At 52.4% G+C, this 23,864-nt stretch carries 25 protein-coding genes and 1 other annotated feature; of the genes, 24 read left to right on the forward strand and 1 reads right to left on the reverse strand.

The annotated features are described in order from the left end of the window. The first annotated feature begins 565 nt into the window (after positions 1–565). From C812_RS00005 to pssA, 7 genes are all read left to right on the forward strand, one after another. Positions 566–1,024 carry a CtsR family transcriptional regulator gene (locus tag C812_RS00005; RefSeq protein ID WP_016310685.1) on the forward strand — a complete coding sequence of 153 codons (459 nt, stop codon included), beginning with the start codon at positions 566–568 and terminating at the stop codon, positions 1,022–1,024. Positions 1,025–1,096: 72 nt separating this feature from the next. After that, complete coding sequence (gene mcsA / locus C812_RS00010) at positions 1,097–1,621, forward strand: protein-arginine kinase activator protein McsA (RefSeq protein ID WP_016310686.1); 525 nt, start codon at positions 1,097–1,099, stop codon at positions 1,619–1,621. A 12-nt stretch (positions 1,622–1,633) separates the two neighbouring features. Then, positions 1,634–2,692, forward strand: a complete 1,059-nt coding sequence (mcsB, locus tag C812_RS00015; RefSeq protein WP_016310687.1) for a protein-arginine kinase McsB — start codon at positions 1,634–1,636, stop codon at positions 2,690–2,692. 33 nt (positions 2,693–2,725) lie between these two features. Continuing rightward, positions 2,726–5,170, forward strand: a complete 2,445-nt coding sequence (clpC, locus tag C812_RS00020; RefSeq protein ID WP_036624195.1) for an ATP-dependent protease ATP-binding subunit ClpC — start codon at positions 2,726–2,728, stop codon at positions 5,168–5,170. Positions 5,171–5,407: 237 nt separating this feature from the next. Next, positions 5,408–6,775, forward strand: a complete 1,368-nt coding sequence (gene radA / locus C812_RS00025) for a DNA repair protein RadA (protein WP_016310689.1) — start codon at positions 5,408–5,410, stop codon at positions 6,773–6,775. Between the two features lie 13 nt (positions 6,776–6,788). Then, on the forward strand, positions 6,789–7,865 hold the full coding sequence (gene disA, locus C812_RS00030; protein ID WP_028540159.1) for a DNA integrity scanning diadenylate cyclase DisA: 1,077 nt from the start codon (positions 6,789–6,791) through the stop codon (positions 7,863–7,865). Positions 7,866–7,915: 50 nt separating this feature from the next. After that, positions 7,916–8,650, forward strand: a complete 735-nt coding sequence (gene pssA / locus C812_RS00035) for a CDP-diacylglycerol--serine O-phosphatidyltransferase (RefSeq protein ID WP_016310691.1) — start codon at positions 7,916–7,918, stop codon at positions 8,648–8,650. A gap of 123 nt (positions 8,651–8,773) precedes the next feature. Here the strand turns inward: pssA and C812_RS00040 are convergent, their stop codons facing one another. Continuing rightward, entirely contained in the window at positions 8,774–9,169 is a 396-nt protein-coding gene (locus C812_RS00040; RefSeq protein ID WP_016310692.1) for a nucleoside triphosphate pyrophosphohydrolase family protein, read from the reverse strand. Positions 9,170–9,371: 202 nt separating this feature from the next. Between C812_RS00040 and C812_RS00045 the strand changes: the two genes are divergently transcribed. The 17 genes from C812_RS00045 (at position 9,372) to rplL (ending at position 23,831) form a co-directional block, all read left to right on the forward strand. Beyond that, positions 9,372–10,460: a PIN/TRAM domain-containing protein gene (locus C812_RS00045; protein WP_016310693.1), complete on the forward strand. Its 1,089-nt coding sequence runs from the start codon at positions 9,372–9,374 to the stop codon at positions 10,458–10,460. Between the two features lie 73 nt (positions 10,461–10,533). Further along, positions 10,534–11,244: a 2-C-methyl-D-erythritol 4-phosphate cytidylyltransferase gene (ispD, locus tag C812_RS00050; protein WP_016310694.1), complete on the forward strand. Its 711-nt coding sequence runs from the start codon at positions 10,534–10,536 to the stop codon at positions 11,242–11,244. A 211-nt stretch (positions 11,245–11,455) separates the two neighbouring features. Then, positions 11,456–11,944, forward strand: coding sequence for a 2-C-methyl-D-erythritol 2,4-cyclodiphosphate synthase (ispF, locus tag C812_RS00055; protein ID WP_016310695.1), 489 nt, complete (start codon positions 11,456–11,458; stop codon positions 11,942–11,944). A 78-nt stretch (positions 11,945–12,022) separates the two neighbouring features. Then, positions 12,023–13,483: a glutamate--tRNA ligase gene (gene gltX, locus C812_RS00060; RefSeq protein ID WP_016310696.1), complete on the forward strand. Its 1,461-nt coding sequence runs from the start codon at positions 12,023–12,025 to the stop codon at positions 13,481–13,483. A gap of 810 nt (positions 13,484–14,293) precedes the next feature. Beyond that, complete coding sequence (cysE, locus tag C812_RS00065) at positions 14,294–14,953, forward strand: serine O-acetyltransferase (RefSeq protein ID WP_016310697.1); 660 nt, start codon at positions 14,294–14,296, stop codon at positions 14,951–14,953. A gap of 705 nt (positions 14,954–15,658) precedes the next feature. Continuing rightward, the gene (gene cysS, locus C812_RS00070; RefSeq protein WP_016310698.1) at positions 15,659–17,065 is read left to right on the forward strand and encodes a cysteine--tRNA ligase; all 1,407 of its coding nucleotides are present in this window, start codon (positions 15,659–15,661) and stop codon (positions 17,063–17,065) included. A gap of 365 nt (positions 17,066–17,430) precedes the next feature. Beyond that, positions 17,431–17,808, forward strand: coding sequence for a Mini-ribonuclease 3 (locus C812_RS00075; protein WP_036624444.1), 378 nt, complete (start codon positions 17,431–17,433; stop codon positions 17,806–17,808). Between the two features lie 31 nt (positions 17,809–17,839). Beyond that, positions 17,840–18,592, forward strand: a complete 753-nt coding sequence (gene rlmB / locus C812_RS00080) for a 23S rRNA (guanosine(2251)-2'-O)-methyltransferase RlmB (protein WP_016310700.1) — start codon at positions 17,840–17,842, stop codon at positions 18,590–18,592. Between the two features lie 5 nt (positions 18,593–18,597). Next, positions 18,598–19,119 carry an NYN domain-containing protein gene (locus tag C812_RS00085; RefSeq protein ID WP_016310701.1) on the forward strand — a complete coding sequence of 174 codons (522 nt, stop codon included), beginning with the start codon at positions 18,598–18,600 and terminating at the stop codon, positions 19,117–19,119. A 158-nt stretch (positions 19,120–19,277) separates the two neighbouring features. After that, a complete protein-coding gene (gene sigH, locus C812_RS00090; RefSeq protein ID WP_016310702.1) occupies positions 19,278–19,931 on the forward strand; it encodes an RNA polymerase sporulation sigma factor SigH in 654 nt (217 codons plus the stop codon). Positions 19,932–20,332: 401 nt separating this feature from the next. Continuing rightward, a complete protein-coding gene (rpmG, locus tag C812_RS21715; protein WP_009226622.1) occupies positions 20,333–20,482 on the forward strand; it encodes a 50S ribosomal protein L33 in 150 nt (49 codons plus the stop codon). Positions 20,483–20,503: 21 nt separating this feature from the next. Continuing rightward, positions 20,504–20,695 (forward strand): preprotein translocase subunit SecE, encoded by a 192-nt coding sequence (gene secE / locus C812_RS00100; protein ID WP_009226623.1) that lies wholly within the window; start codon positions 20,504–20,506, stop codon positions 20,693–20,695. 23 nt (positions 20,696–20,718) lie between these two features. Then, the gene (gene nusG / locus C812_RS00105) at positions 20,719–21,252 is read left to right on the forward strand and encodes a transcription termination/antitermination protein NusG (protein WP_009226624.1); all 534 of its coding nucleotides are present in this window, start codon (positions 20,719–20,721) and stop codon (positions 21,250–21,252) included. Positions 21,253–21,343: 91 nt separating this feature from the next. Next, positions 21,344–21,769 (forward strand): 50S ribosomal protein L11, encoded by a 426-nt coding sequence (gene rplK, locus C812_RS00110; protein WP_016310704.1) that lies wholly within the window; start codon positions 21,344–21,346, stop codon positions 21,767–21,769. Positions 21,770–21,918: 149 nt separating this feature from the next. Further along, positions 21,919–22,611, forward strand: a complete 693-nt coding sequence (gene rplA / locus C812_RS00115; protein ID WP_016310705.1) for a 50S ribosomal protein L1 — start codon at positions 21,919–21,921, stop codon at positions 22,609–22,611. A gap of 81 nt (positions 22,612–22,692) precedes the next feature. Further along, positions 22,693–22,847 (forward strand) — a sequence feature (ribosomal protein L10 leader region). Between the two features lie 44 nt (positions 22,848–22,891). Continuing rightward, on the forward strand, positions 22,892–23,395 hold the full coding sequence (gene rplJ, locus C812_RS00120; RefSeq protein WP_016310706.1) for a 50S ribosomal protein L10: 504 nt from the start codon (positions 22,892–22,894) through the stop codon (positions 23,393–23,395). A gap of 67 nt (positions 23,396–23,462) precedes the next feature. Then, positions 23,463–23,831, forward strand: a complete 369-nt coding sequence (rplL, locus tag C812_RS00125; RefSeq protein ID WP_016310707.1) for a 50S ribosomal protein L7/L12 — start codon at positions 23,463–23,465, stop codon at positions 23,829–23,831. The last annotated feature ends 33 nt before the right edge of the window (positions 23,832–23,864 follow it).

A 23,864-nucleotide genomic window follows, 5' to 3' on the forward strand; every position in this document is an offset into this window, starting at 1 on the left:
ATAAATCGATGTAAACACACAAGAAAATGAGCTGGACTGCGATAACACAAAACTTGTAGGTCAGGACTCCGGATTTAGGGGGCCTAGCCGCTTTTGCAGTTATTTCAGGAAAAACAGCGATTCCAGCTCAAAATAACTGTATTTTTGCAGGAATCGCACACAAAAAGAGAAAGACCACACATGTCCAATAAGCACCAACCGTGCAAGGTTCTCATACGCTTTAGCACGAATATTTTGTAAGCGCAAAGTCCACACTGAAACTGAAACTGAAACTGTAGCCCCTCTTGGCAAATCATCAAATTATGGTATAATGTTTATAAAGTCAAAGAAAGTCAAAGTCAACAGAACCGGATCATGATTCTCCTTATCGGTGATTCCCGGCATCCGGTACGCTGCACTTAAATTAGGACAGCATCTGTTTGAGCTTGCAATGTGCCTCTTCGCCCATGGCAAGCAACCGATTTTGACGATTGCGATGTGCCACCAAGCGCATCCATTCTTGACGACTTTTAGTGGTGTCAAACCGCAACATGAGATACACGTATGGAATAATGGAGGATGAGTGATGCGTAATATCTCCGATATCATCGAAAAATATCTCAAGAGTATTTTGCATGAAAGTCCTGAGGGGATTATAGAGATTCAACGTAACGAACTTGCCGACCAATTTTCCTGCGTGCCGTCGCAAATTAACTATGTCATCAGCACCCGTTTTACTCTGGAGAAGGGGTATCTGGTCGAGAGCAAGCGCGGCGGTGGCGGTTATGTTCGGATTCGGCGCCTGCAACTGCCGGGACCATCATCGCTGCACACCCACTTGCATGAAACGATTGGGGAAGAGATCGGGCAATCTGCGGCGGAAGGATTGATTTATCGCTTGGAAGAAGCCCGGGTTTTAACCCCTCGGGAGGCCGCAATGATGCGCTCGGCGATATCCCGCGATGTGCTGGCAGTGAAGCTGCCGTATCGCGACCAGATCCGGGCAAGACTGATGCGAGCGATGTTGATCTCATTGTTGAGTTAACTACATGATGTAACACCAATACAGGTTGAAGGATCTGCTGTCTTTAGTCTATCCCGTAAGGAGGGACGTGCGATGCAATGCCAAGAATGCGGCAAACGCCCGGCAACCTTGCATTTTACGAAAATCGTGAATGGCGAGAAAACGGAGTTTCACTTCTGTGAAACCTGCGCCAGGGAAAAAGGGGAGCTGATTCCCGGCACCTCGGGCGGCTTTTCGATTCATAACCTGCTGTCGGGCTTCCTTGATTTAGGTCCGGCGACCAAAGGTCAGATTTCCGGGCACAGCACACCAGAACATCTGCGCTGCGAAGAATGCGGTATGACGTATTCCCAGTTCAGCAAAATCGGGCGTTTTGGGTGCAGCTCTTGTTACAAATATTTCAATGATCGTCTAGATCCGTTGTTTAAGAAGGTCCACGGCAATACCGTCCACGTTGGGAAGGTGCCGAAACGGATCGGCGGTCATATTCAAGTCAAACGTAAGCTCGAGGATCTCCGTCGTGAGCTGCAATATCGAATCCTCCAGGAGGAATTCGAGGTGGCAGCGGCGCTGCGGGACCAAATTCGTGAGCTTGAGAAGAACTTATCTGCAGAATAGGAGGGATGTAGGGTGACCAATCTCCGATTTACCGAACAGCCGCTGAGCGAATGGATGAGCCGCAAAGGGAAAGAATCCGATATCGTCATAAGCAGCCGGGTACGGATCGCCCGCAACATCCTGCACCATCCCTTCCCGATGTTGGCCACCAACACGCAATCGGAAGAGGTGCTGAATCTGCTGCAGGGGGTTCTGGGCGATAAAGCACTCCAGGCTCACGGCAAGCTGTACCCGGTGCATCTGGCAGACTTGGATGAATTGGATAAACGAGTATTGGTTGAGAAGCATTTGATCAGTCCGAACCTGGCGAACGACTCGAGAAATGGAGCGGTCTTCATCAGCGAAGATGAGAGCCTGAGCATTATGGTGAACGAAGAGGATCATTTGCGCATCCAGTGTTTATATCCGGGACTTCAGGTTCAAGAGGCATGGGAAAAAGCGACGGCGATCGACGACATTTTCGAATCCCATGTGGATTATGCCTTCGACGACCGGCGCGGGTACTTAACCAGCTGTCCGACAAATGTAGGTACCGGACTTCGTGCTTCGGTCATGATGCACTTACCGGCACTGGTGCTGACGCAGCAGATCGGCCGCATTTTATCTGCGGTATCGCAGGTCGGTTTAACCGTCCGCGGGATCTACGGCGAAGGCAGTGAAGCGATGGGTAACTTGTTTCAAATCTCAAATCAGATTACACTAGGACAAAGCGAATCTGAGATCATTGAAAATTTATACGGCGTGGTTCTTCAGATCATTCAGCATGAGAAAACGGCGCGTGAGAAGCTGATCAGCGAATCGCGGCTGCGCATGATGGACCGGGTGATGCGCTCTTACGGGATTTTGTCCCAGGCGTACATCATCGACTCGAAGGAAGCTGCCCAGCGGCTGTCAGATGTCCGGCTTGGTGTTGACTTAGGGTTGATTGAAGGCGTATCTACTCAAGCGCTAAATGAATTGAACGTCATGACGCAACCCGGTTTTTTGCAGAAAAAATTCAGCAGCAGCATGTCTCCGGGGGAACGGGATATGTACCGCGCCAAACTCATTCGGGAACGAATGGGGAAATAACGGGTAGTACCAACTATGGAGGTGTAGGAGAAGATGATGTTTGGAAGATTTACGGAGCGTGCGCAGAAGGTGTTAGCACTTGCTCAAGAAGAAGCCGTAAGACTCGGCCATAACAATATCGGAACAGAACACGTACTGCTCGGCTTGATCCGTGAAGGCGAAGGCATCGCTGCCAAGGCATTGATCGGATTGGGTCTGGGACTTGAGAAAATACAGGATGAAGTGGAAACGCTCATCGGCCGCGGACAAGAGCAACCAACCAATATCGCTTATACACCGCGTGCCAAGAAAGTGATCGAGCTGTCTATGGATGAAGCGCGTAAACTCGGCCATACGTATGTTGGGACAGAGCATATTTTGCTCGGCCTGATTCGTGAAGGGGAAGGCGTAGCGGCCCGCGTGCTGAACAACCTGGGCATCAGCTTGAACAAAGCGCGCCAGCAAGTGCTGCAGTTGCTGGGCAGCAGTGAGGCCGTATCCAGCCATCACGGCACTCCAACGAACGTGAATACCCCAACGCTGGACAGCTTGGCCCGTGACTTGACGGCTGCGGCGAAAGAGGGCAATTTGGATCCGGTGATTGGCCGCAGTAAGGAAATCGAACGGGTAATCCAAGTGCTTAGCCGCCGGACGAAGAACAACCCGGTGCTGATCGGGGAACCTGGCGTAGGGAAAACGGCCATTGCGGAAGGTCTCGCGCAAAAGATCATCAACAACGAAATTCCGGAGACGCTGCGTGACAAACGTGTCATGACCCTGGATATGGGCTCCGTCGTTGCCGGTACGAAGTATCGCGGCGAATTTGAGGACCGTCTGAAGAAGATCATGGACGAAATCCGTCAAGCCGGGAACATCATCCTCTTTATTGACGAGCTGCATACGCTGATCGGGGCAGGCGGCGCAGAAGGTGCGATCGACGCTTCGAACATCTTGAAGCCGGCGCTGGCTCGCGGTGAGCTGCAATGCATCGGTGCAACCACGTTGGATGAATACCGGAAATATATCGAAAAAGACGCTGCGTTGGAACGTCGTTTCCAACCTATCACAGTAGATCAGCCGTCGGTCGAAGAAGCGATCCAAATCCTGCACGGACTGCGTGATCGCTATGAAGCGCACCATCGGGTGAAAATTACCGACGAAGCGATCGAGCAAGCGGTCAAACTGTCCGACCGCTACATCCAAGACCGCTTCCTGCCGGATAAAGCGATCGACCTGATCGACGAGGCGGGGTCTAAAGTAAGGCTCAACTCTTACACGGTACCACCGAATCTGAAACAACTGGAAAGCCGCCTGGAGGATATCCGCAAGGAGAAAGACGCCGCGGTGCAAAGCCAGGAGTTCGAGAAAGCGGCAGCGCTTCGCGATACAGAACAGAAGATTCGTGAAGAGCTCGACATGACGAAGAATCAATGGAAAGAGAAACAAGGACGGACCGATTCCGAAGTGACGCCGGAGGATATCGCTCAAGTTGTTGCCAGCTGGACAGGAATTCCGGTGAACAAGCTGAAGGAAGAGGAAACCGAACGCTTGCTCAACATGGAGAAAATCCTGCATGAGCGCGTTATCGGTCAAGAGGAAGCCGTAAAGGCGGTCAGCCGGGCGATCCGCCGGGCACGCGCGGGACTTAAAGATCCGAAGCGTCCGATGGGCTCCTTTATCTTCCTGGGTCCAACTGGGGTAGGTAAAACCGAGCTTGCTCGCGCACTGGCCGAAGCGATGTTTGGCGATGAGAACGCGGTAATCCGGATCGATATGTCTGAGTACATGGAGAAACACTCCACCGCTCGTCTTGTCGGTGCGCCTCCAGGATATGTCGGATATGAAGAAGGCGGTCAGCTGACTGAAAAAGTACGCCGCAAACCGTACTCCGTTGTCCTGTTGGACGAAATCGAGAAGGCGCATCCGGAAGTATTCAACATCCTGTTGCAGGTGCTGGAAGACGGCCGGTTGACCGATTCCAAGGGCCGCGTAGTGGATTTCCGCAATACGCTGATCATCTTGACCTCGAACGTGGGCGCTGATGCGATCAAACGCAATACACGTCTCGGATTCACCGCGGTTCAAGATGCGGGCGCGGATTACGAGAACATGAAGGGCAAAGTGATGGAAGAGCTGAAGAAGAGCTTCCGTCCGGAGTTCCTGAACCGGATCGACGAAATTATCGTCTTCCATTCGCTCGAGGAGCAACATATCGGTCAAATCGTCACCCTGATGTCCGAAGAGCTGCGTAGACGCCTGCGCGAATACGATGTCGACTTCACGCTAACCGATCGGGCGAAGGCGTTCCTGGCTAAAGTGGGCTACGATCCTGCGTACGGTGCACGTCCGCTCCGCCGGGCGATTCAGAAGCATATCGAAGATCGCCTGTCCGAAGAACTGTTGACCGGTAACGTGAAGAAAGGCGATTCGTTGACGATTGACGAAGAAAATGGCGAATTGAAGGTCGAACGTACGGGAACGTTCATCAAAAATGCGTAACTTGTGTAAAAAAATGTTGGTAAATCCTTCAATTCCGTAACGTTAAAGCCGATGAAATAATTGAAAGGCAGCTTCCAAAGCGATGCTTTGGGGCTGCCTTTTTTGAATCCTGCCGCCATGGCGGCCGTAACTCCATAGCTTTCGATCCAAGCGAAAGGGTGGTAAAATTTTAGTAACCCTAAAGATACGGTGTCTGCTAAGTCTGTTAAATATTGCAGAGGCGAGAAGGAGAGATAAATGGTTAAAGTAAAACATAAGTTTTTATGCTCCGATTGCGGTTATGAATCGCCCAAATGGTATGGAAAATGCCCGGGTTGCGGCGCTTGGAACTCCATGGTCGAGGAAGTGGAGAAGCCCGTCAAAACGCAGGGGATGACTTCCGGGATTTTTCATGCGAAAGAAAAGCCGGAATCGATCATAAATATAGAGAGCGGCAAAGAACCGCGAATTCAAACAGGCATCGGGGAATTAAACCGGGTGCTTGGCGGCGGTGTCGTACCGGGCTCGCTGGTCCTGGTCGGGGGAGACCCCGGTATCGGGAAATCGACCCTGTTGCTGCAGACTTCGCACGAAATGGCACGCAGCGGCCTGAGAGTCTTGTATATCTCAGGGGAGGAATCTGTCCGCCAGACGAAGTTACGGGCGGAACGGCTGGGAGCCTTGTCTGCGGAACTGTTCGTCTTGTGCGAAAGCAGCATGGACGGGATCGAAGAAGCGATCGAACAAGTTAAACCAGACTTCCTTGTGATCGATTCGATCCAGACGGTTTACTTGCCGGAAGTGACTAGCGCTCCCGGAAGTGTATCCCAGGTGCGGGAATGTACAGCGAGGTTTATGCGAATTGCCAAAGGGCAAGGCATCGCTACGGTTCTGGTCGGTCACGTGACCAAGGAAGGGGCGATCGCCGGACCGCGTCTGCTGGAGCATATGGTCGATTGCGTATTGTATTTCGAAGGCGAACGGCATCATTCCTATCGGCTGCTGCGGGCCGTGAAGAACCGCTTTGGTTCGACGAATGAAATAGGGATTTTTGAAATGAACGAATCCGGCCTGGCGGAGGTAGCGAATCCGTCGGAGCTGTTTCTATCCGAGCGACCGCTCGGCGTGGCGGGCTCCACCGTTGTAGCCAGCATGGAGGGGACGCGCCCGATGCTGGTCGAGCTGCAGGCCTTGATTTCCGCCACCCATTTTCCTTCGCCAAGACGGATGGCCACGGGGGTAGACTATCAGCGGATGAACCTGATCATTGCCGTCCTTGAGAAGCGAATGGGGATGTTCCTGCAAAATCAGGACGCTTACGTCAACCTGGCCGGCGGGGTGAAGCTGGATGAACCGGCGGTTGATCTGGCCATCGCGGTAAGTGTAGCCTCAAGCTTCCGCGACCTCCCAACGAAGCCGTATGACGTTTTCTTTGGAGAAGTGGGGTTGACCGGCGAAGTACGGGCGGTTTCCCGGGCGGAGCAACGCGTGAAGGAAGCGGCCAAGCTGGGCTTTAAACGCGTTATTTTGCCGGAGAAGAGCATGAAAGGGTGGAAAGGTCCGCAAGGGATTCAATTAATAGGTGTAAATACCGTTGCAGATGCGCTAGCTGTTGCGTTAGATTAGGGGGCATTAGATGATGAAGGAAACTACCCATGCAGAGAAAATGAACGAATTGCTGAAACTTGTCGCACCGGGAACGGCTTTTCGTGACGGACTCGAGAACGTGTTACGGGCCAAAACCGGTGGTCTGATTGTGGTTGGTTACAGCCCGGAGGTCATGGAAGTCGTTGAGGGCGGCTTCTCCATCAACTGTGATTTCTCGCCGAACTATCTCTATGAGCTGGCCAAAATGGACGGAGCCATTATCCTTAGTGAAGACTTGAAGCGGATACTGTATGCCAATACTCAACTGATCCCCGACTCCTCGATCGCTTCCTCGGAAACAGGGATTCGGCACCGTACGGCTGAACGGGTGGCCAAACAGACCGGTAAGCTGGTTGTATCCATCTCCCAGCGCCGGAACATTATCACGCTGTACCAAGGGGGATTACGATATGCCCTGAAGGAGATCGGCGTGATCCTAACGAAGGCGAACCAGGCGATTCAGACGTTGGAGAAATACCGCTCCGTTCTGAATCAAGCCTTAACGAACCTGACAGCTTCCGAGTTCGAGGAGCTTGTGTCCTTGCCAGAGGTGATCAACGTCATTCAACGGGTGGAAATGGTCATCCGGATCAAAATGGAGATCAAACGGTTCATCAATGAATTGGGAACCGAGGGACGTCTGATCAGTATGCAGATGGAGGAGCTGGTCAGCAACATGGAGGAAGAGGCCTGGCTGTTGTATAAGGACTATGCCAAGGATGACAGCGATGAAGCGATTCGAGAAATTATTATGGGGCTGAAGCGCTCCACCGACGATGAACTGCTGGATGATAACCATATTACGAAGCTTTTGGGCTATCCTTCTTCCGCCGCAACTTCAGAGGAGTTGATCTCACCGCGCGGGTATCGGGTGTTGAACAAAATTCCGCGTTTGCCGAATGTCATCATTCACAACCTGGTCGAACGGTTTGGCCGTTTACCCAATGTGATGATGGCCAGCATTGAGGAGTTGGATGAAGTTGACGGGATCGGCGAAGTGCGAGCACGCTCCATCAAAGAGGGGCTCAAACGCTTGCAAGAACAGGTATTCATTGACAGACAAATCTAAATCACCTATCATCAATGAATGGTTCAGGAATATCTACTCGAGGTGAAGAGATGATTACAAAATCCCTTCCGAACCTGTTTACCTTAGGTAACATGGTTCTCGGAACGCTGGCGATTCTGCTGGCAATGGAAGGCCGATTTAGCTTGGCCGCCATTATGGTAATTGTCGCGATGCTGCTCGATGGGTTAGACGGACGGGTTGCCCGTGCTCTGAACGCCCAAAGCGAGTTCGGCAAAGAGCTCGATTCCTTATCGGATCTCATTTCATTTGGTTTGGCTCCAGCACTGATTATGTACATGATTTCCTTTCACAGCATTCCTTCCGGCGTCGCTTGGGCAGTGACGATCATCTTCCCGATGTGCGGGGCGTTGCGGCTGGCCCGGTTTAACGTTCAGAAGGGAGCTCCAGGATACTTCATCGGATTGCCGATTCCGGCTGCAGGTGGAGTTCTGGCAACACTATCGTTGTTTTACCGGGATATTTCGGCGCCCTACTTCGTGGTATCTATGCTTCTGTTATCGTATTTGATGATTAGCACAGTCAGATATCCGAATTTCAAGAAGATCGGCCTACCGAAGCGAACCATTGTGTATACGCCGCTGGTTGTGATTTTTGCAGTGGTGATCGCCGTCGTATTTCCGGATCAGACCGCCAAGTTGATTTTTATCCCGTTGGTGATTTACGCGGCATACGGTCTTCGGCAGAACATCAACCGACTGCTTCGCCGCAAACATCAGGACGATGAAGATAATGACGCTCAAGAAGTGTATCGTCCCAAACGATAAGGGCAACCCACAACTCCACTAATAAGAAAAAGGCATGGATCTCCGCGGGCGGAAAGGATCGATGCCTTTTTGATTTCCTCTTTTACAATTGCATGTTCCCCATAACCTAAGTACAAGAACCCCTTACGATAAGTTAAAAAAACCCAGCGTGGCACATTTCTGCGATTCACGCTCCACGATCTCTTCCATGTTAATATCCAGCAAATTGCAAAGGGCGGACATATAGAAAAGGTTGCGTCCAAGCTCATTGGTGATGACATCCCGGCAATTCTCGCACAGTTCCCCATGGACGTGCTTGGCGATCGTTTCCTTGGCTTGTTGCAAATTCATGCCTGGCTCGAAGTCTTGCTTGGTGGCGTGCAGCTCGATGCAACCGCATTCGGTTACGGATTTGGTTACAGAACGGACGGCAGCGGCGTTGGTTTGTCCCATTTTCGACAAGACATCCAACAGGCTGCGGTGACGTAGCAACAATTCAGAAACTTGTTCTTGAAAAGACTGTAGGCTTGGTGCGCTCATTTTCCATCCACCTCAATATTATGAATTGAATTCATTATATTCCACCTTTTCCTTCAAGATCAACCTGAAATCCCATCGTTATGGGGCGCATTCGGATTTTCGTTGGTACTTTTTTGGAAAAAAATAGAGGTCCACGATTAGGTGCTTTGAAATTGGTTCATACTGGCTAAAGAAGATACTTATTCAGGAGGTGAAGAGAGACGTGCTGAAAAAATACTCGATGATTTTAGCTGGTTTATGCGGGGCCTGGTTCGGTTATACAACCGGCGGCTTGTCCGGTGTGTTGCCGGGGGCTGCGAGCGACTGGTTTCGCGAAATGAACCCGATCGCAGCGAATTTAATCTGGGCTGCGGCCGGTGCGCTACTGTTCTTGTTCCTGTTCTCTATGGCTGCAGACGTCGTTTCTTCCAAAGTAAAAACGTGGATCGCTGCTTTAACGCGAATCCCGATGAATGAAATGGCTGCCGGTGCGGCCGGATTGACTGCGGGACTTCTTCTTTCCTTAATGGTCTACCCCCTGCTGTCCTGGCTCGGCACGCTGGAGAGCATGGCGCAATTCGCGGTATCGGCGCTGTTTGGTTACATTGGGCTTTACGTTGGGCTGGCGAAGAAGGAAGAACTGTCCTCGCTTTGGAAATCCGGGAAGTGGGGGACACCTGCTCCGGAAGAGGAGCGTTGGGCTGAGGAACACAAAATTTTGGATACGAGCGTGATTATTGATGGACGGATTGCCGACATCTGTAAAACCGGCTTCATCGAAGGAACGATTGTCATTCCGGAGTTCGTGCTGGAGGAGCTTCAGCATATCGCCGATTCCTCGGATTTGCTCAAGCGAAACCGCGGGCGGCGGGGGCTGGATATCCTGAACAAAATCCAGAAAGAACTGGATGTGAAGGTGATGATTTATGAAGGGGATTTCGAGGAAATCTCCGAGGTGGACAGCAAGCTCGTCAAACTAGCCAAGGTTCTGCAAGGGAAGGTCGTAACCAACGATTTTAACCTCAACAAGGTGTGTGAGCTGCAGGGCGTATCTGTGCTGAACATTAACGATTTGGCCAATGCGGTCAAACCGGTCGTGCTGCCTGGTGAAGAAATTATGGTTCAGGTGATCAAGGACGGCAAGGAGCATGGACAAGGGGTCGCTTACTTGGATGACGGGACGATGATCGTCGTCGAAGGCGGACGCGACTACATCGGCACCATTACCGAAGTGCTGGTGACCAGCGTGCTGCAGACCTCGGCGGGACGAATGATTTTTGCCAAACCAAAACTGTTGGAAAAAGCCCAGTAATTCGGTATGATGGAATTAACTGCGCTGCGTTTGGTTGCGGTGCGGTTGAATTCAGTTAAAGGTGAGGCAGATCATGACAGGGTTGCAAGCAAGCGGCGATACGGGAGTCATCGTGGTGGCGGCAGGCCGCGGCACACGAATGGGGACGGTAGAGAGTAAGCAGTATCTTCTGCTGGACGGGAAGCCGATCTTTATTCATACGCTGGAGGTGTTTCGGCGTCATCCATGGATCTCGCAAATCGTGCTTGTTACCGGGAAGCAAGATGTGGACCGGTGCCGGTCATGGATTGCCGAATATGGCATAGGCGAACAAATACAGGTTATTCCGGGCGGGGCTGAGCGTCAAGACTCGGTACGCCAAGGCTTGCTGCATCTCAGCACTCCTTGGGTACTGGTGCATGACGGCGTCCGCCCTTTTGTCACGAGTGAGCAAATCACGGCTTGCTGCGAAGCCGTTAGAACGCATGGCGCGGCCGTCCTCGCCGTACCGGTGAAGGATACGATCAAGCAGGCGGACGCGCAGGGCTTTGTCGCAGCGACCCCGGATCGGCGCAGCCTGTGGGCGATACAGACACCGCAGGCTTTTCGGCGTACCGACCTGCTGGCGGCCCATGAGCGGGCCGTGGCGGAAAGCTTCGTCGGTACGGACGACGCGATGCTGGTCGAACGGCTGGGCATCCCCGTCAAGCTGGTGGAAGGGGCCTATGACAATATTAAAATCACGACGCCTGAGGACCTGGATTATGCGGAGTTTGTCCGGAGGAAGAGACTGCTTCGTGATTAAAAGATAGTCAGGTTTTAAGCACCGAGAAGGTTGGATGAAGGAAGGAGCGAGTAGCGGAGCGTAGGTAGATCCTACGTGAGCAACTCAAATGTTTCCGCAGGAAACATACTTCGAAAGCATACGCTTCGACTGACTGAATTTAAGATTCGATGTCGAGTTCACTTCCTCGAGTTGCTTCGTGATTAAAAGATGACTGGGAGAGGGTAGAAGGATGTTTAGAGTAGGACAAGGCTTTGACGTGCATCAGCTCGTGGAGGGCAGGCCGTGTATAATCGGCGGGGTGCATATCCCGTATGAGAAAGGCTTGCTGGGGCACTCGGACGCCGACGTGTTGTTGCATGCGATCAGCGACGCCATTTTGGGAGCGCTGGGGTTAGGAGATATCGGCCGCCACTTCCCGGATACCGATCCAGCGTTTAAAGACGCAGACAGCGTGGTGTTGTTACAGCACGTATGGGATATGGCAGTTGAGAAAGGCTATCGCATCGGCAATCTGGACGCAACGATCATTGCACAAAAGCCGAAAATGGCTCCGTACATCCCGCAAATGGTGGAGGTTATTGCCCGCACGCTGGGTGCACAGCCGGGGCTCATTAACGTAAAAGCTACGACCACCGAGCAACTCGGATTTACCGGACGCGGTGAAGGCATTGCGGCACAATGCGTTGTCTGTCTGGTTCAGAATGTGTTATCATCATAAGCTTGTGAGGTTATATTTTCGCTAACTATAAGGATAGAGCCTTGACGGCAACGTCATAAAATTAGGGAGGGGATTGGAATGGCTGAAGTACGCGTGCGCTATGCGCCGAGTCCAACGGGTCATTTACATATCGGGAACGCCAGAACGGCGTTGTTTAATTATTTGTTCGCCAGACATCACGGAGGCAAATTCATCGTCCGCATCGAAGATACGGACGTGAAGCGCAATGTGGCCGGCGGTGAGGAGAACCAGCTGACCTACCTCAAGTGGTTGGGCATGGACTGGGACGAAAGCGTGGATGTCGGTGGAAACTACGGACCGTACCGGCAAACAGAACGTCTGGATTTGTATCGCCCGCTGGTGCAAGATCTGCTGGACCGGGGGCTGGCTTATCGTTGCTACTGTACGGAAGAGGAACTGGAAAAAGAACGCGAAGAACAAATGGCGCGCGGAGAGACGCCGAAATACTCCGGGAAATGCCGTCATCTGACGCCGGAGCAACTGGCTGCGTACGACGCGGAAGGCCGCCAATACAGCATTCGTTTCCGTGTACCGGAAGGCCGTACGTTTAAGTTCGACGATTTGGTGAAAGGGCCAATTTCGTTTGAATCCGACGTCAGCGGAGATTTTGTCATTGTGAAAAAAGATGGCATTCCGACCTACAACTTCGCCGTTGTGCTGGACGATCATCTGATGAACATCACGCATGTGCTGCGCGGGGAGGACCACGTATCCAATACGCCTCGTCAGTTGATGATCTACGATGCGTTTGGTTGGGAGCCGCCGGTATTTGGGCACATGACGCTGATCGTTGGGGAGAACCACAAAAAGCTAAGTAAACGCGACGAATCGGTCATCCAATTTATCGAGCAGTACGATCAACTCGGTTATTTGCCAGAAGCGATGTTTAATTTTATCGCCCTGCTGGGCTGGTCGCCGGAAGGGGAAGAAGAGATTTTCAGCAAGGACGAGCTGATTTCGATCTTCGACGCGAACCGCTTGTCGCGCAGCCCGGCGGTGTTTGATACGAACAAGCTGGCGCACCTGAATAATCATTACATCAAGAACGCCGATCCGAAGCGGATCGCTTCGCTGGCCATCCCGCATTTGCAACAGGCAGGACGGCTTCCGGCGGAGCTGTCGCCGGAGCAGCAAGCATGGGCCGAGGCGCTTGTGGCGTTGTATCAAGAGCAAATGACGGCCGCTTCAGACATCGTGGAGCTGTCGGAGTTGTTCTTCCGCAGCGAGCTGTCGGTGGACGAAGAAGCCGCTGCCGTGCTGGCCGAGCCGCAAGTGCCAAACGTACTGTCGACGTTCTTGGCTAAGGTAGAAGGCCTTGCCGACTTCAGCGTGGAGAACATCGGCGCTGCCATCAAAGAGGTACAGAAGGAGACGGGCAGCAAAGGAAAAGGCTTGTTCATGCCGATCCGCGTGGCACTGACCGGGCAAATGCATGGCCGTGACCTGAACCAAACGATTTATCTGCTGGGCCGGGATAAGGTCATTGAGCGGTTGAAGGCACGTATCGCTGCTTTGTAGGGTCGCGTAGGAATGCTCCGTGTTGGCAACACGGCCCAGGTGGGCCGATTAAGGTTGCCAACAGCTGTCCAAGTCGCCCCATATCCGGCCGGCTTGTGCGCACGACGCATAGCACTATTGCGCTAACGCTTGCCACAGCACTTATTTAGGCGAAACGGACCGATTTTCTGTTCTAACGCTTATCAGAGTGCTTATTGTGGCAAATTAGGCCCATTTCCTTGCTGAAATCAAGGAATAAGGTGTCTGGCAAGCGTTAGCGCTGAATGTACCCTCTTTTTGCTCGAATAACGTCTGTGATCAGCGTTAGAAGGGATACATTTTTTCCGGGCTACCATTGTCAGTAGGACGTCCATTAGGTAATATTAATGCAGATAGACCTTGCAACTAGAACCATGGCGGCAGACCGCCGTCTTTAGAGCCAAAATGGCATAGATCGGGAGAAGTACGCGATCAGCCGTATCGACCAGAGAGGATAACCGGGACCCTTCAGAGCGGACCACGCAAAGAAGATACCAGGCTGGAAGTTATCTGGATATGTGCTGGCGGAAATGCACCCGGGAGCCGCGAATGCGAACACGCCTTGAATAAGGCGAGGTAGCTTTCGCCGTTTTGTCCGCGTTAAGGACTTTAAGAGGGAGGAGTCACCTTAAGAGCAAAGCTTGGTTGAGCCTGTAATGGACATCAACCGCCCCTAAAGGCGAACTCATCCAAAGCAGAGTGGAACCACGTCGTCAGGCGTCTCTGCAGCGTAAGCTGCAGGGACGTTTTTTTTAATTCTGTTTGCGATAGGAAAAGAAGGTGGGGAAGACTATGTTCAAGAGAATCCGATCCGATATTCAGGCGGTGTTCGACAATGACCCTGCGGCACGCAGCTGGTTCGAAGTGATCTTTACCTATTCCGGTCTGCATGCGATTTGGAGCCACCGGATTGCGCACTTTTTCTATCGTCACCGCTGGTATACAACGGCACGCATCATATCGCAGGTTAGTCGGTTTTTTACCGGCATTGAGATCCATCCCGGGGCGCGAATCGGCAATCGGCTGTTTATCGACCATGGCATGGGCGTCGTCATTGGAGAAACTTGCGAAATCGGGGACGATGTGGTTATCTATCAGGGAGTCACGCTGGGCGGCAGCGGAAAGGAAAAAGGCAAACGGCATCCAACCGTCGGCAACAATGTCGTGATCGGTTCGGGGGCGAAGGTCCTGGGGTCGTTTAAGATCGGAGATCAGGCGAACATCGGAGCAAACTCGGTGGTTCTGAAGGAAGTGCCTGCCGGCAGCACCGTGGTTGGCATCCCGGGCCGAGTGGTTCGCCAGGACGGAAAGCGTCTGGACCGGCTCAGCCATCAACTGCCGGACCCGGTGGTCGACGCGATGCGCGAGATGCAGCGTGAGATTGAGCAGTTGCGCGGCGAAGTCCGGGAGCTCAAGCAACAGCTGCGTGAGAAGCAGCCGACGGAAACGTAAACGGGTTGTGCTGATCGTGGTGATTGTGCGACCTGCGTCTAACGGACTCTAGAGACGTTAATGTATTGGAAAACGGGCTGTCTCAAATCTAACGGACACAGATGACGTTATTTGCCCCAAATTGCTTGTCTCTTGCGGGATTTATGCGGATTAAGGCCGCTGGAGTCCGTTAGACGGGGGAAACCCTGGGAAATGAGACAATAAGGTCTCTGAGGTCCGTTAGCAATGGGGGCGGCTTGACGCCACACCAACTCCGATGACCCCATCGTGATGGGAAGCCAATTGGAAAACAACCGCATAGAATCAAAGTTTTCAAATTGGGTTTTCAGCACCGAGAAGGTTGGATGAAGGAGGGAGTGAGTAGCGGAGCGTAGGTGGATCTACGTGAGCAACGGAGCGACTGACTGAATTCAAGATTCGATGTCGCATTCACTCCGATGACCCCCATCGTGATGGGAAGCCAATTGGAAAACAACCGCATAGAATCAAAGTTTTCAAATTGGGTTTTCAGCACCGAGAAGGTTGGATGAAGGAGGGAGTGAGTAGCGGAGCGTAGGTGGATCTACGTGAGCAACGGAGCGACTGACTGAATTCAAGATTCGATGTCGCATTCACTCCGATGACCCCCATCGTGATGGGAAGCCAATTGGAAAACAACCAATATCAACCGCAGGAAATTAACCTTACAGGGAAGGAAAGTGTAGTATGGCATTGCAAATCTATAACACCTTAACCCGGGCGAAGGAAGAGTTCGTCAGCCTGACGCCGGGAAAAGTGAAGATGTATGTTTGCGGACCTACCGTATACGGTTATATTCATATTGGGAATGCGCGGCCGATGATCTTTTTTGATGTGGTACGCAGCTACCTGGTGAATCAGAAATACGATGTGAATTACGTTGTGAACTTTACAGATGTAGATGACAAGCTGATTCGCAAAGCAGAAGAGATGAACCTCACCGTGCCTGAAGTGGCTGAGATGTTCATTAAAGCCTATTACGAGGATTTGGACGGCCTTGGAATTCCGCGCGCCACAGCAAATCCGCGGGTTACGGAGAACATGGATGTGATCATCGACTTTATCCGCGACCTGGAGCAAAAAGGGTTTGCTTATGAAAGCGGCGGGGACGTATTTTTCCGTACGCATAAATTCCCGGAATACGGCAAGCTGTCCGGTCAAAATATCGACGAGCTGCAATTTGGCATCCGCATCGACGTGGACGAACGTAAAGAAAATCCGGAGGATTTCGTGCTCTGGAAAGCGGCTAAGCCCGGCGAAATTCATTGGAGCAGCCCATGGGGCGAAGGTCGTCCCGGCTGGCATATCGAATGCTCGGCGATGTCTCGGCAACTGCTGGGCGACACGCTGGACATTCACGGCGGTGGCCAGGACCTGCAGTTCCCGCACCATGAATGCGAAGTTGCACAATCGGAAGCTGCCACGGGCAAACCGCTCGCCAGATACTGGATGCATAACGGATATATCAATATCGACGGGGAAAAAATGTCCAAGTCCCTAGGCAACGGCGTACTTGTCAAGGATTTGCGTGCACAATATAAACGGGAAGCGATCCGTTACTTTATGCTATCGACTCACTATCGCAATCCGCTGAACTTCTCGGAAGAGACGATGCTGCAAGCGGAGCGCAGTGTAGAACGGATCAGCAACGCCGCGAACAACCTTCGCCATCGTCTGAGCGCAGCACCCCAGGGCGGGGAAACGAAGGTTACCCCGGAGTGGGCAGAGAAGCTGGAGACCATCCGCAATTTGTTCCATGCCAAAATGCAGGACGACTTCAACACCCCGGACGCGATTACGGCGGTGTTTGAATGGGTGAGCGAAGTGAATACGCTGCTGCAGCAGGCGGTGGCAGCACGCGGTGATCTGGAAGCGGCGCTGCAGCTGTTCGAGGAGATGAACGGCGTGCTGCGTATCGCTTTGCCGCCGGAGACGGAGCTGCCTGGGGAAGAGATCGAGGCGCTGATTGCAGAGCGGGCTGAAGCGCGGAAGGCCAAAAACTGGGCGCGCGCGGACGAAATCCGCGACCTGTTGGATGCCCGTGGCATCGTGCTCGAAGATACGCCGCAGGGCATGAGATGGCGGCGCAAATGAGCGGGCCGCAAGAGCCACGGGCAGGCGCCGGCGAGCGGCAGGGCCTAGACGCAGGCGAACGGCTGCGCCAAGAAGCCGGCGCAGGCGACCTGACCGGCGCAGCAGTGCGTCCCGGCCAGGACGTGGGCGCCGCCGCACGGCCGGGCCAGGCAGCTGGCGCAACGGCCCAGCCTGGCCAGGACGCCGCCGCAGCGGAGCGACCGGGCCTAGCGGCGGAGCCGCCAAGCCCGGCCGCGCCCAGCGCCGCCGCGCAATCCGCGGCTCCCGCGTCGCCGCTCGCCCCAGAGGGCGGTCCTGCGGCCCCCGAGCACGGCGCACCCGCCGCGCTCTGGTTCCCGGACCTGCCCGCCAAGCCGGCTCGGCTGCTGCCGCCGCTCGCCCTCGCCTACATCGGCGACGCCGTCTACGAGGTCGCCGTCCGCCAACACGTGATGGCCCGCCCGAACCTGCGGCCCCATCACCTGCACGGCCAGTCGACGAAGTACGTCTCGGCCAAGGCGCAGGCTCGGCTGCTGGAGCAGATCGATCCGCTGCTCACCGAAGAAGAGAAGGACGTTGTCCGCCAAGGGCGCAATGCCAAGTCCGGCACGGTGCCGAAGAACGCCAACGTGCAAGATTACCGACTCGCCACCGCTTTGGAGAGCCTGGTCGGTTACTTATATTACACCGGAGCGCATGATCGCCTCCGCGAGTTGATTGCCCACGGATTTGCCGATTTAGAGGACAATCGGGACCGTGACTAACAAAGTGTCATCATTGCATAGGAGGATTCCGATGGAGGAACAAGAATGGATTGGCGGCAAGCATTCGCTGCTTGAAGCGCTGCATGCCGGCCGCACAATCAATAAAATATGGGTGGCCGAAGGCGCCCAGAAGCATCTTACCCAGCCAATCGTGGCTGAAGCGAAAAAACACGGCATTGTCGTGCAATTTGTGGACAAGCGTAAGCTGGACCAAATGGCGCCCGGCCTGCAGCATCAGGGCGTGGTCGCTCAAGTTGCCCCTTACGCCTACGCGGAAGTGGACGATTTGCTGGCCCGTGCGCAGGAATGCGGGGAACCGCCTTTCTTGTTGATTCTGGACGAGATTGAAGACCCGCATAATTTGGGCTCGATTCTCCGGACAGCAGAGTGCACCGGGGTGCATGGAGTAATTATTCCAAAACGCCGTTCGGCATCGGTGACAGCCACCGTGTCGAAAACCTCGGCCGGAGCGGTGGAGTACGTCCCTGTTGCACGGGTAACAAATTTGGTTCAGACCATGGAGCAATTGAAGGAAGCAGGCGTATGGATCGTTGGTACAGACGTAGGTGCAAAAGAAGAGATGTATCGCAGCGGCAACGTGCTGACCGGGCCGGTGGCGATCGTCATCGGCAATGAGAACAAAGGTATGGGGCGCCTCGTTCGGGAAACGTGCGATGTCCTGGTCAAGCTCCCGATGAACGGACGGCTCAATTCCCTGAACGCCTCGGTAGCGGCCGGGGTCATTATGTACGAAGTGCTGCGCAGACGACGCGCTGAAGGATAAAGGCCATGCGCGATGTGCGCGATGTGCTATTGGTAGACGGATACAATATGATCGGCGGCTGGCCTGAGTTGGCGGAACTGTCCAAGCGGGATCTGCAGGCTGCAAGGGACAGGCTGCTTGAGCGGCTTGCCGATTATCAAGCTTTTTCCGGGAGAAAGGTAATCGTCGTCTTTGATGCTTATCGGGTTCCGGGGCTGGGCAAGTCCTATACCCAGAACAAGGTGGAGTTGGTTTTCACGAAAGAGAAGGAAACGGCTGACGAATGCATTGAACGGCTGGTCGGTGAGCTGAGCCACCGTCGCCGGCAAATCTATGTTGCCACAAGCGATATGGTGGAGCAGCACGTGATTTTTGGACAGGGCGCGCTGCGGATATCGGCCAGGGAACTCTTGATCCAGGTAGAGCAAAGCGAGAAGGAAATCCAGGCCAAAATCGCCGAGCGCAGCGCCAATTCCAGCCGCAATACGCTGGATGCCAAGCTAAGCCCAGAGCTAAGACAGTTGTTTGAACGATGGCGCAGGGAATGAAAGGGAATTCTCGAGTTCTACTACCATATACCCTTGACAAAGTTCGACTTTACATCTTTTGGTACTTTTGCGGTTGACGCTAGTATGCACCTTCATATATACTGTTCGTATTACTTGAATGAGTGACGGGGAACCGTGCGTTGCGGCCGGAGGGATTTGTGGTGAGTGTCAAACTCGATACATGGGTAAGGTTTGACTATGAGATCCAAAGTGACGAAGACATTGTCGAGGCGGTTCGAGAAGGCGACAGTGAAGCGTTGGAATACTTGATTAACAAGTATCGGAGCTTCGTGCGCGCTAAGGCGAGGTCTTATTTTCTGATCGGCGCCGACCGCGAAGATATCATCCAGGAAGGCATGATCGGACTCTACAAATCGATCCGGGACTTTCGGGGGGATAAGCTGGCTTCGTTCAAAGCATTCGCGGAGCTGTGCATCACGCGCCAGATCATTACCGCGATCAAGACGGCTACGAGGCAGAAGCATATTCCGTTGAATTCGTACGTTTCCTTGGACAAGCCGATCTACGATGAGGAATCGGATCGAACGTTGCTCGACGTCATTTGCGGCTCTCAGGTGAGTGATCCGGAAGAATTGATCATCAACCAGGAGGAGTTTACCGGCCTGGAGGACAAGATGTCCGAGATCCTCAGTGATTTGGAACGCAAAGTGCTGATGCTCTATTTGGACGGAAGGTCCTATCAGGAGATCGCCGTGGATTTGAATCGCCATGTCAAATCGATCGACAACGCTCTGCAGCGCGTCAAGCGCAAGCTGGAGCGTTATCTGGAAGTTCGCGACGGCAGTATTTGAACTTATATATCTATCCCTATGCTACATACATTCAATAAGCAGACCCAAGGGGGACCTGGTTGCAGGGAACCCTTTTTTTACCGCAAAGAAACGTTTCTTGATCTCCGCCTTCACAGGCGAACAACGCGGATTCGCTTGGTGCATCTGCTTTTTCTTCTTCCCTTTACTGAAGGGATATCCCCATCGTTTCCTCTCCTCAGGGTTTATCTTCCAAAATCGTGAGCTATACTGTAAATAATCGTAGAGCATTAGCAGGATGCCTCGTTGACACGGGTTGTGCCATATGATAAAGTGTTTTAGGTAGGCCTAATTTTGTGTTTCCCTTTTTTAGGTGGCGAACATTCGATTTTAGGTCAATATAGAGACAGCTCATTAAAGAATGTCTTCGGGAGGTGCACATCATGCGGGTAATAATTACGTTGGCTTGTACGAATTGCAAACAAAGAAACTACACGACAACGAAAAACAAGCGTAACCACCCCGACCGCATGGAGATGAAGAAGTATTGCAAGTTCTGCAACGAGCAAGTTCCTCATCGCGAAACCAGATAGTCCTTGGAGGTGTAGTCGCGCATGAAACGTAGTTTCAAGTCGTTGTTTTCTTTTTTCTCTGAGAGCTGGGCTGAGCTTAAAAAGGTTCGCTGGCCTAATCGTAAAGAGCTGACTAATTATACGCTGATTGTGCTCGGTACAATTACCGTTGTCGCGATTTATTTTTGGGTTCTGGACATCGGCATTTCTGCTGTGATCGAAGCGATAATTTAAGAAGGGTCCCTAGGTGGCTTGATATGGAAAAAAGATGGTACGTCGTTCATACCTACTCTGGGTATGAGAACAAAGTCAAAGCCAATTTGGAAAAACGCGTCGAGTCCATGGGCATGGAAGACAAGATATTCCGCGTTCTTGTTCCGATGGAAGAAGAAGTGGTGAACAAAGACGGTAAGAAGAAGACTGTCATGCGTAAAGTTTACCCCGGTTACGTCTTGGTGGAAATGATCCAAACCGACGATTCTTGGTATGTTGTGCGCAACACGCCGGGAGTCACCGGGTTCGTCGGCTCTACGGGTTCCGGTTCCAAGCCAACGCCGCTGCTCCCTGAAGAAGTGGATCAGATTTTGGCGCATATGGGTATGGAGGAACCGAAGCCGGTCATCGAATTTGAGCTCAAGGAAAATGTGCGTATCAAAGTTGGTCCTTTTGCCAATTTTGTAGGCTCAATTGAGGAAATTCTGACCGACAAGAGCAAGGTTAAGGTTCACGTCAACATGTTTGGACGAGAAACCCCACTTGAGCTGGATTACTCTCAGGTGGAGAAGATATAATTTTGCAACTTCTAAAGGTTTCTTAGGGTTTCAAAGTGGGAGGGGCTGTAAGGCTTCCGTCTACCACTATTAGGGCAAGGAGGTGTTTTACATGGCGAAAAAAGTTATCAAAGTGGTAAAACTGCAAATTCCTGCGGGGAAAGCGAACCCTGCACCTCCGGTAGGTCCGGCGCTGGGTCAAGCAGGTGTCAACATCATGGCATTCTGTAAAGAATTCAACGCGCGTACTGCCGATCAAGCAGGTTTGATCATTCCGGTTGAAATTTCGGTGTTTGAAGACCGTTCGTTTACATTCATCACCAAAACTCCACCGGCTGCCGTTCTGCTTCGTGTTGCAGCGAAGATCGAGAAAGGTTCCGGCGAACCGAACAAGAAGAAAGTGGCTACCGTGAAACGCGACACCGTTCGTCAAATCGCGGAGCAAAAAATGCCTGACCTGAACGCAGCATCCGTTGAAGCGGCTATGCGTATGGTTGAAGGTACAGCCCGCAGCATGGGCATCACGATCCAAGACTAATCTTGGTCGAATGGATGAAATTTCTTAATCTACATTTACGATATTAAATTTCATCCTCGGATGAGGTTCTATAGATGAGCGAAGCTTGTTTATATGGCCCATCAACAGTGGGAGGAATTTCCGCTAATACCACAGAGGAGGACGAATTCATGGCTAAACACGGTAAGAAATACCTGGAAGCCGCTAAGCTGATCGACAGCGAAGCGACGTATGAGCCTTTGGAAGCCGTTGAACTGGTGAAGAAGGCAGCGACTGCAAAATTCGACGAAACCGTAGAAGCTGCAGTTCGTTTGGGCGTAGACCCTCGTAAACAAGACCAAGCCGTTCGTGGTGTTGTTGTTCTGCCGCATGGCACAGGCAAAACCCAACGCGTATTGGTATTCGCCAAAGGCGATAAAGCGAAGGAAGCAGAAGCAGCCGGAGCAGATTTCGTCGGCGATCAAGATATGATCAACAAAATCCAACAAGGCTGGTTCGAGTTCGATGTCTGCGTAGCTACACCGGACATGATGAGCGAAGTTGGTAAACTCGGCCGTCTGCTCGGTGGTAAAGGTCTCATGCCTAACCCGAAAGCAGGTACAGTTACGTTTGACGTAGCTAAAGCCGTTCAAGAAATCAAAGCCGGTAAAATCGAGTACCGTCTGGACAAAGCGGGTCAAATTCATGCGCCAATCGGTAAAGTATCCTTTACTGCTGAACAATTGAATGAGAACCTTAAGGCTCTCATCGACGCATTGAACCGGGCTAAACCGGCCGCTGCAAAGGGCGTATACTTGAAGAATATCGCGATTTCTTCGACCATGGGCCCAAGTGCTCGCGTAAGTACAGCTGCTTACAGATAATACCTCTCGTTCTAAACGGAACGGGGATTGACACCACGGTGTCGCCTTGGTATACTGAAACAGTTGTTTTGAAGTGAGACTTAAATATGAATATGCTTACCGTAGACAGTAGGTGCCGTGAGGCTTAATTTCCTACCGAGGTGTTGTGATAGAACGTCGCTGTACACAGCTCTTGTTGTGTGCGGATGATCCATCAAAGCCTTCGTGATTCTGCGGAGGCTTTTTTCAATGCCTTGCGGAAGTAGCAAGAGGCTCATGAATCTAATAGGAGGTGTGCAGTTTGGCAAACGCAAAAGTCATTCAAGCAAAACAAGAAGCCGTTGAAGCTGTAACGTCCAAATTGCGCGAAAGCGCAACGACCGTCGTTGCGGATTATCGCGGATTGAATGTTGCTCAAGTTACCGAACTCCGCAAACAGCTTCGTGAAGCTGGCGTGGAATTCCAAGTGCTGAAGAACACGCTCATTCGCCGCGCTACGGCTGCTGCGGAATTGACCGAGCTGGACGAAGTGTTGACCGGTCCTACGGCCATCGCGTTCAGTAAGGAAGATGCAGTAGCTCCAGCGAAAATCTTGAGCGAATTCGCCAAGAAGAACGATGCTCTGAAAGTGAAAGGTGGCGTGGTTGAAGGCCGTGTTGTTGGCGTCGACCAAATCAAAGCGCTCGCGGATCTTCCTTCCCGCGAAGGTTTGCTTTCGATGCTCCTCAGCGTACTTCAAGCACCTGTTCGCAACTTCGCACTGGCTGTCAAAGCCGTTGCCGAGAAAGAAGAAGCAAGCGCGTAAGTTAGCCTTGCGGATGCAAGTTATCTGATTCGCAACAAACAAACTATTATATAATGGAGGTTCTACCATGAGTAAAGAAGCAATCTTGGAAGCAATCAAAGGTATGACCGTTCTTGAACTGAACGATCTTGTTAAAGCAATCGAAGAAGAATTCGGCGTAACTGCAGCAGCTCCGGTTGTTGTAGCTGGCGGCGGTGCAGCTGGCGGTGGCGCAGCTGAAGAACAATCCGAATTCGACGTAGTACTGACTAACGCTGGTGCTTCCAAAATCAACGTTATCAAAGTGGTTCGCGAAATCACGGGCCTCGGCTTGAAAGAAGCCAAAGACCTGGTTGACAACGCTCCAAAACCGCTGAAAGAAAAAGTAAGCAAAGAAGAAGCAGAAGGCATCAAAGCAAAACTGGAAGAAGCAGGCGCAACTGTAGAACTGAAATAGTAGCTTGTTTCTCGATCACAAACCCCTTGAACT

Source organism: Paenibacillus barengoltzii G22, from assembly GCF_000403375.2.
GTDB classification, from domain to species: Bacteria; Bacillota; Bacilli; order Paenibacillales; family Paenibacillaceae; genus Fontibacillus; species Fontibacillus barengoltzii.

Bases quoted from the DNA above. Each gene is read 5' to 3' on its own strand.
- nusG (WP_009226624.1), top strand. From the start codon at position 20,719: ATGGAAAAAAGATGGTACGTCGTTCATACCTACTCTGGGTATGAGAAC.
- cysE (WP_016310697.1), top strand. From the start codon at position 14,294: ATGTTCAAGAGAATCCGATCCGATATTCAGGCGGTGTTCGACAATGAC.
- disA (WP_028540159.1), top strand. From the start codon at position 6,789: ATGAAGGAAACTACCCATGCAGAGAAAATGAACGAATTGCTGAAACTT.
- C812_RS00040 (WP_016310692.1), bottom strand. From the start codon at position 9,169: ATGAGCGCACCAAGCCTACAGTCTTTTCAAGAACAAGTTTCTGAATTG.
- ispF (WP_016310695.1), top strand. From the start codon at position 11,456: ATGTTTAGAGTAGGACAAGGCTTTGACGTGCATCAGCTCGTGGAGGGC.
- C812_RS00005 (WP_016310685.1), top strand. From the start codon at position 566: ATGCGTAATATCTCCGATATCATCGAAAAATATCTCAAGAGTATTTTG.
- cysS (WP_016310698.1), top strand. From the start codon at position 15,659: ATGGCATTGCAAATCTATAACACCTTAACCCGGGCGAAGGAAGAGTTC.
- rplA (WP_016310705.1), top strand. From the start codon at position 21,919: ATGGCTAAACACGGTAAGAAATACCTGGAAGCCGCTAAGCTGATCGAC.
- secE (WP_009226623.1), top strand. From the start codon at position 20,504: ATGAAACGTAGTTTCAAGTCGTTGTTTTCTTTTTTCTCTGAGAGCTGG.
- mcsA (WP_016310686.1), top strand. From the start codon at position 1,097: ATGCAATGCCAAGAATGCGGCAAACGCCCGGCAACCTTGCATTTTACG.
- radA (WP_016310689.1), top strand. From the start codon at position 5,408: ATGGTTAAAGTAAAACATAAGTTTTTATGCTCCGATTGCGGTTATGAA.
- rlmB (WP_016310700.1), top strand. From the start codon at position 17,840: ATGGAGGAACAAGAATGGATTGGCGGCAAGCATTCGCTGCTTGAAGCG.
- rplK (WP_016310704.1), top strand. From the start codon at position 21,344: ATGGCGAAAAAAGTTATCAAAGTGGTAAAACTGCAAATTCCTGCGGGG.
- gltX (WP_016310696.1), top strand. From the start codon at position 12,023: ATGGCTGAAGTACGCGTGCGCTATGCGCCGAGTCCAACGGGTCATTTA.
- rplL (WP_016310707.1), top strand. From the start codon at position 23,463: ATGAGTAAAGAAGCAATCTTGGAAGCAATCAAAGGTATGACCGTTCTT.
- C812_RS00085 (WP_016310701.1), top strand. From the start codon at position 18,598: ATGCGCGATGTGCGCGATGTGCTATTGGTAGACGGATACAATATGATC.
- rpmG (WP_009226622.1), top strand. From the start codon at position 20,333: ATGCGGGTAATAATTACGTTGGCTTGTACGAATTGCAAACAAAGAAAC.
- pssA (WP_016310691.1), top strand. From the start codon at position 7,916: ATGATTACAAAATCCCTTCCGAACCTGTTTACCTTAGGTAACATGGTT.
- clpC (WP_036624195.1), top strand. From the start codon at position 2,726: ATGATGTTTGGAAGATTTACGGAGCGTGCGCAGAAGGTGTTAGCACTT.
- ispD (WP_016310694.1), top strand. From the start codon at position 10,534: ATGACAGGGTTGCAAGCAAGCGGCGATACGGGAGTCATCGTGGTGGCG.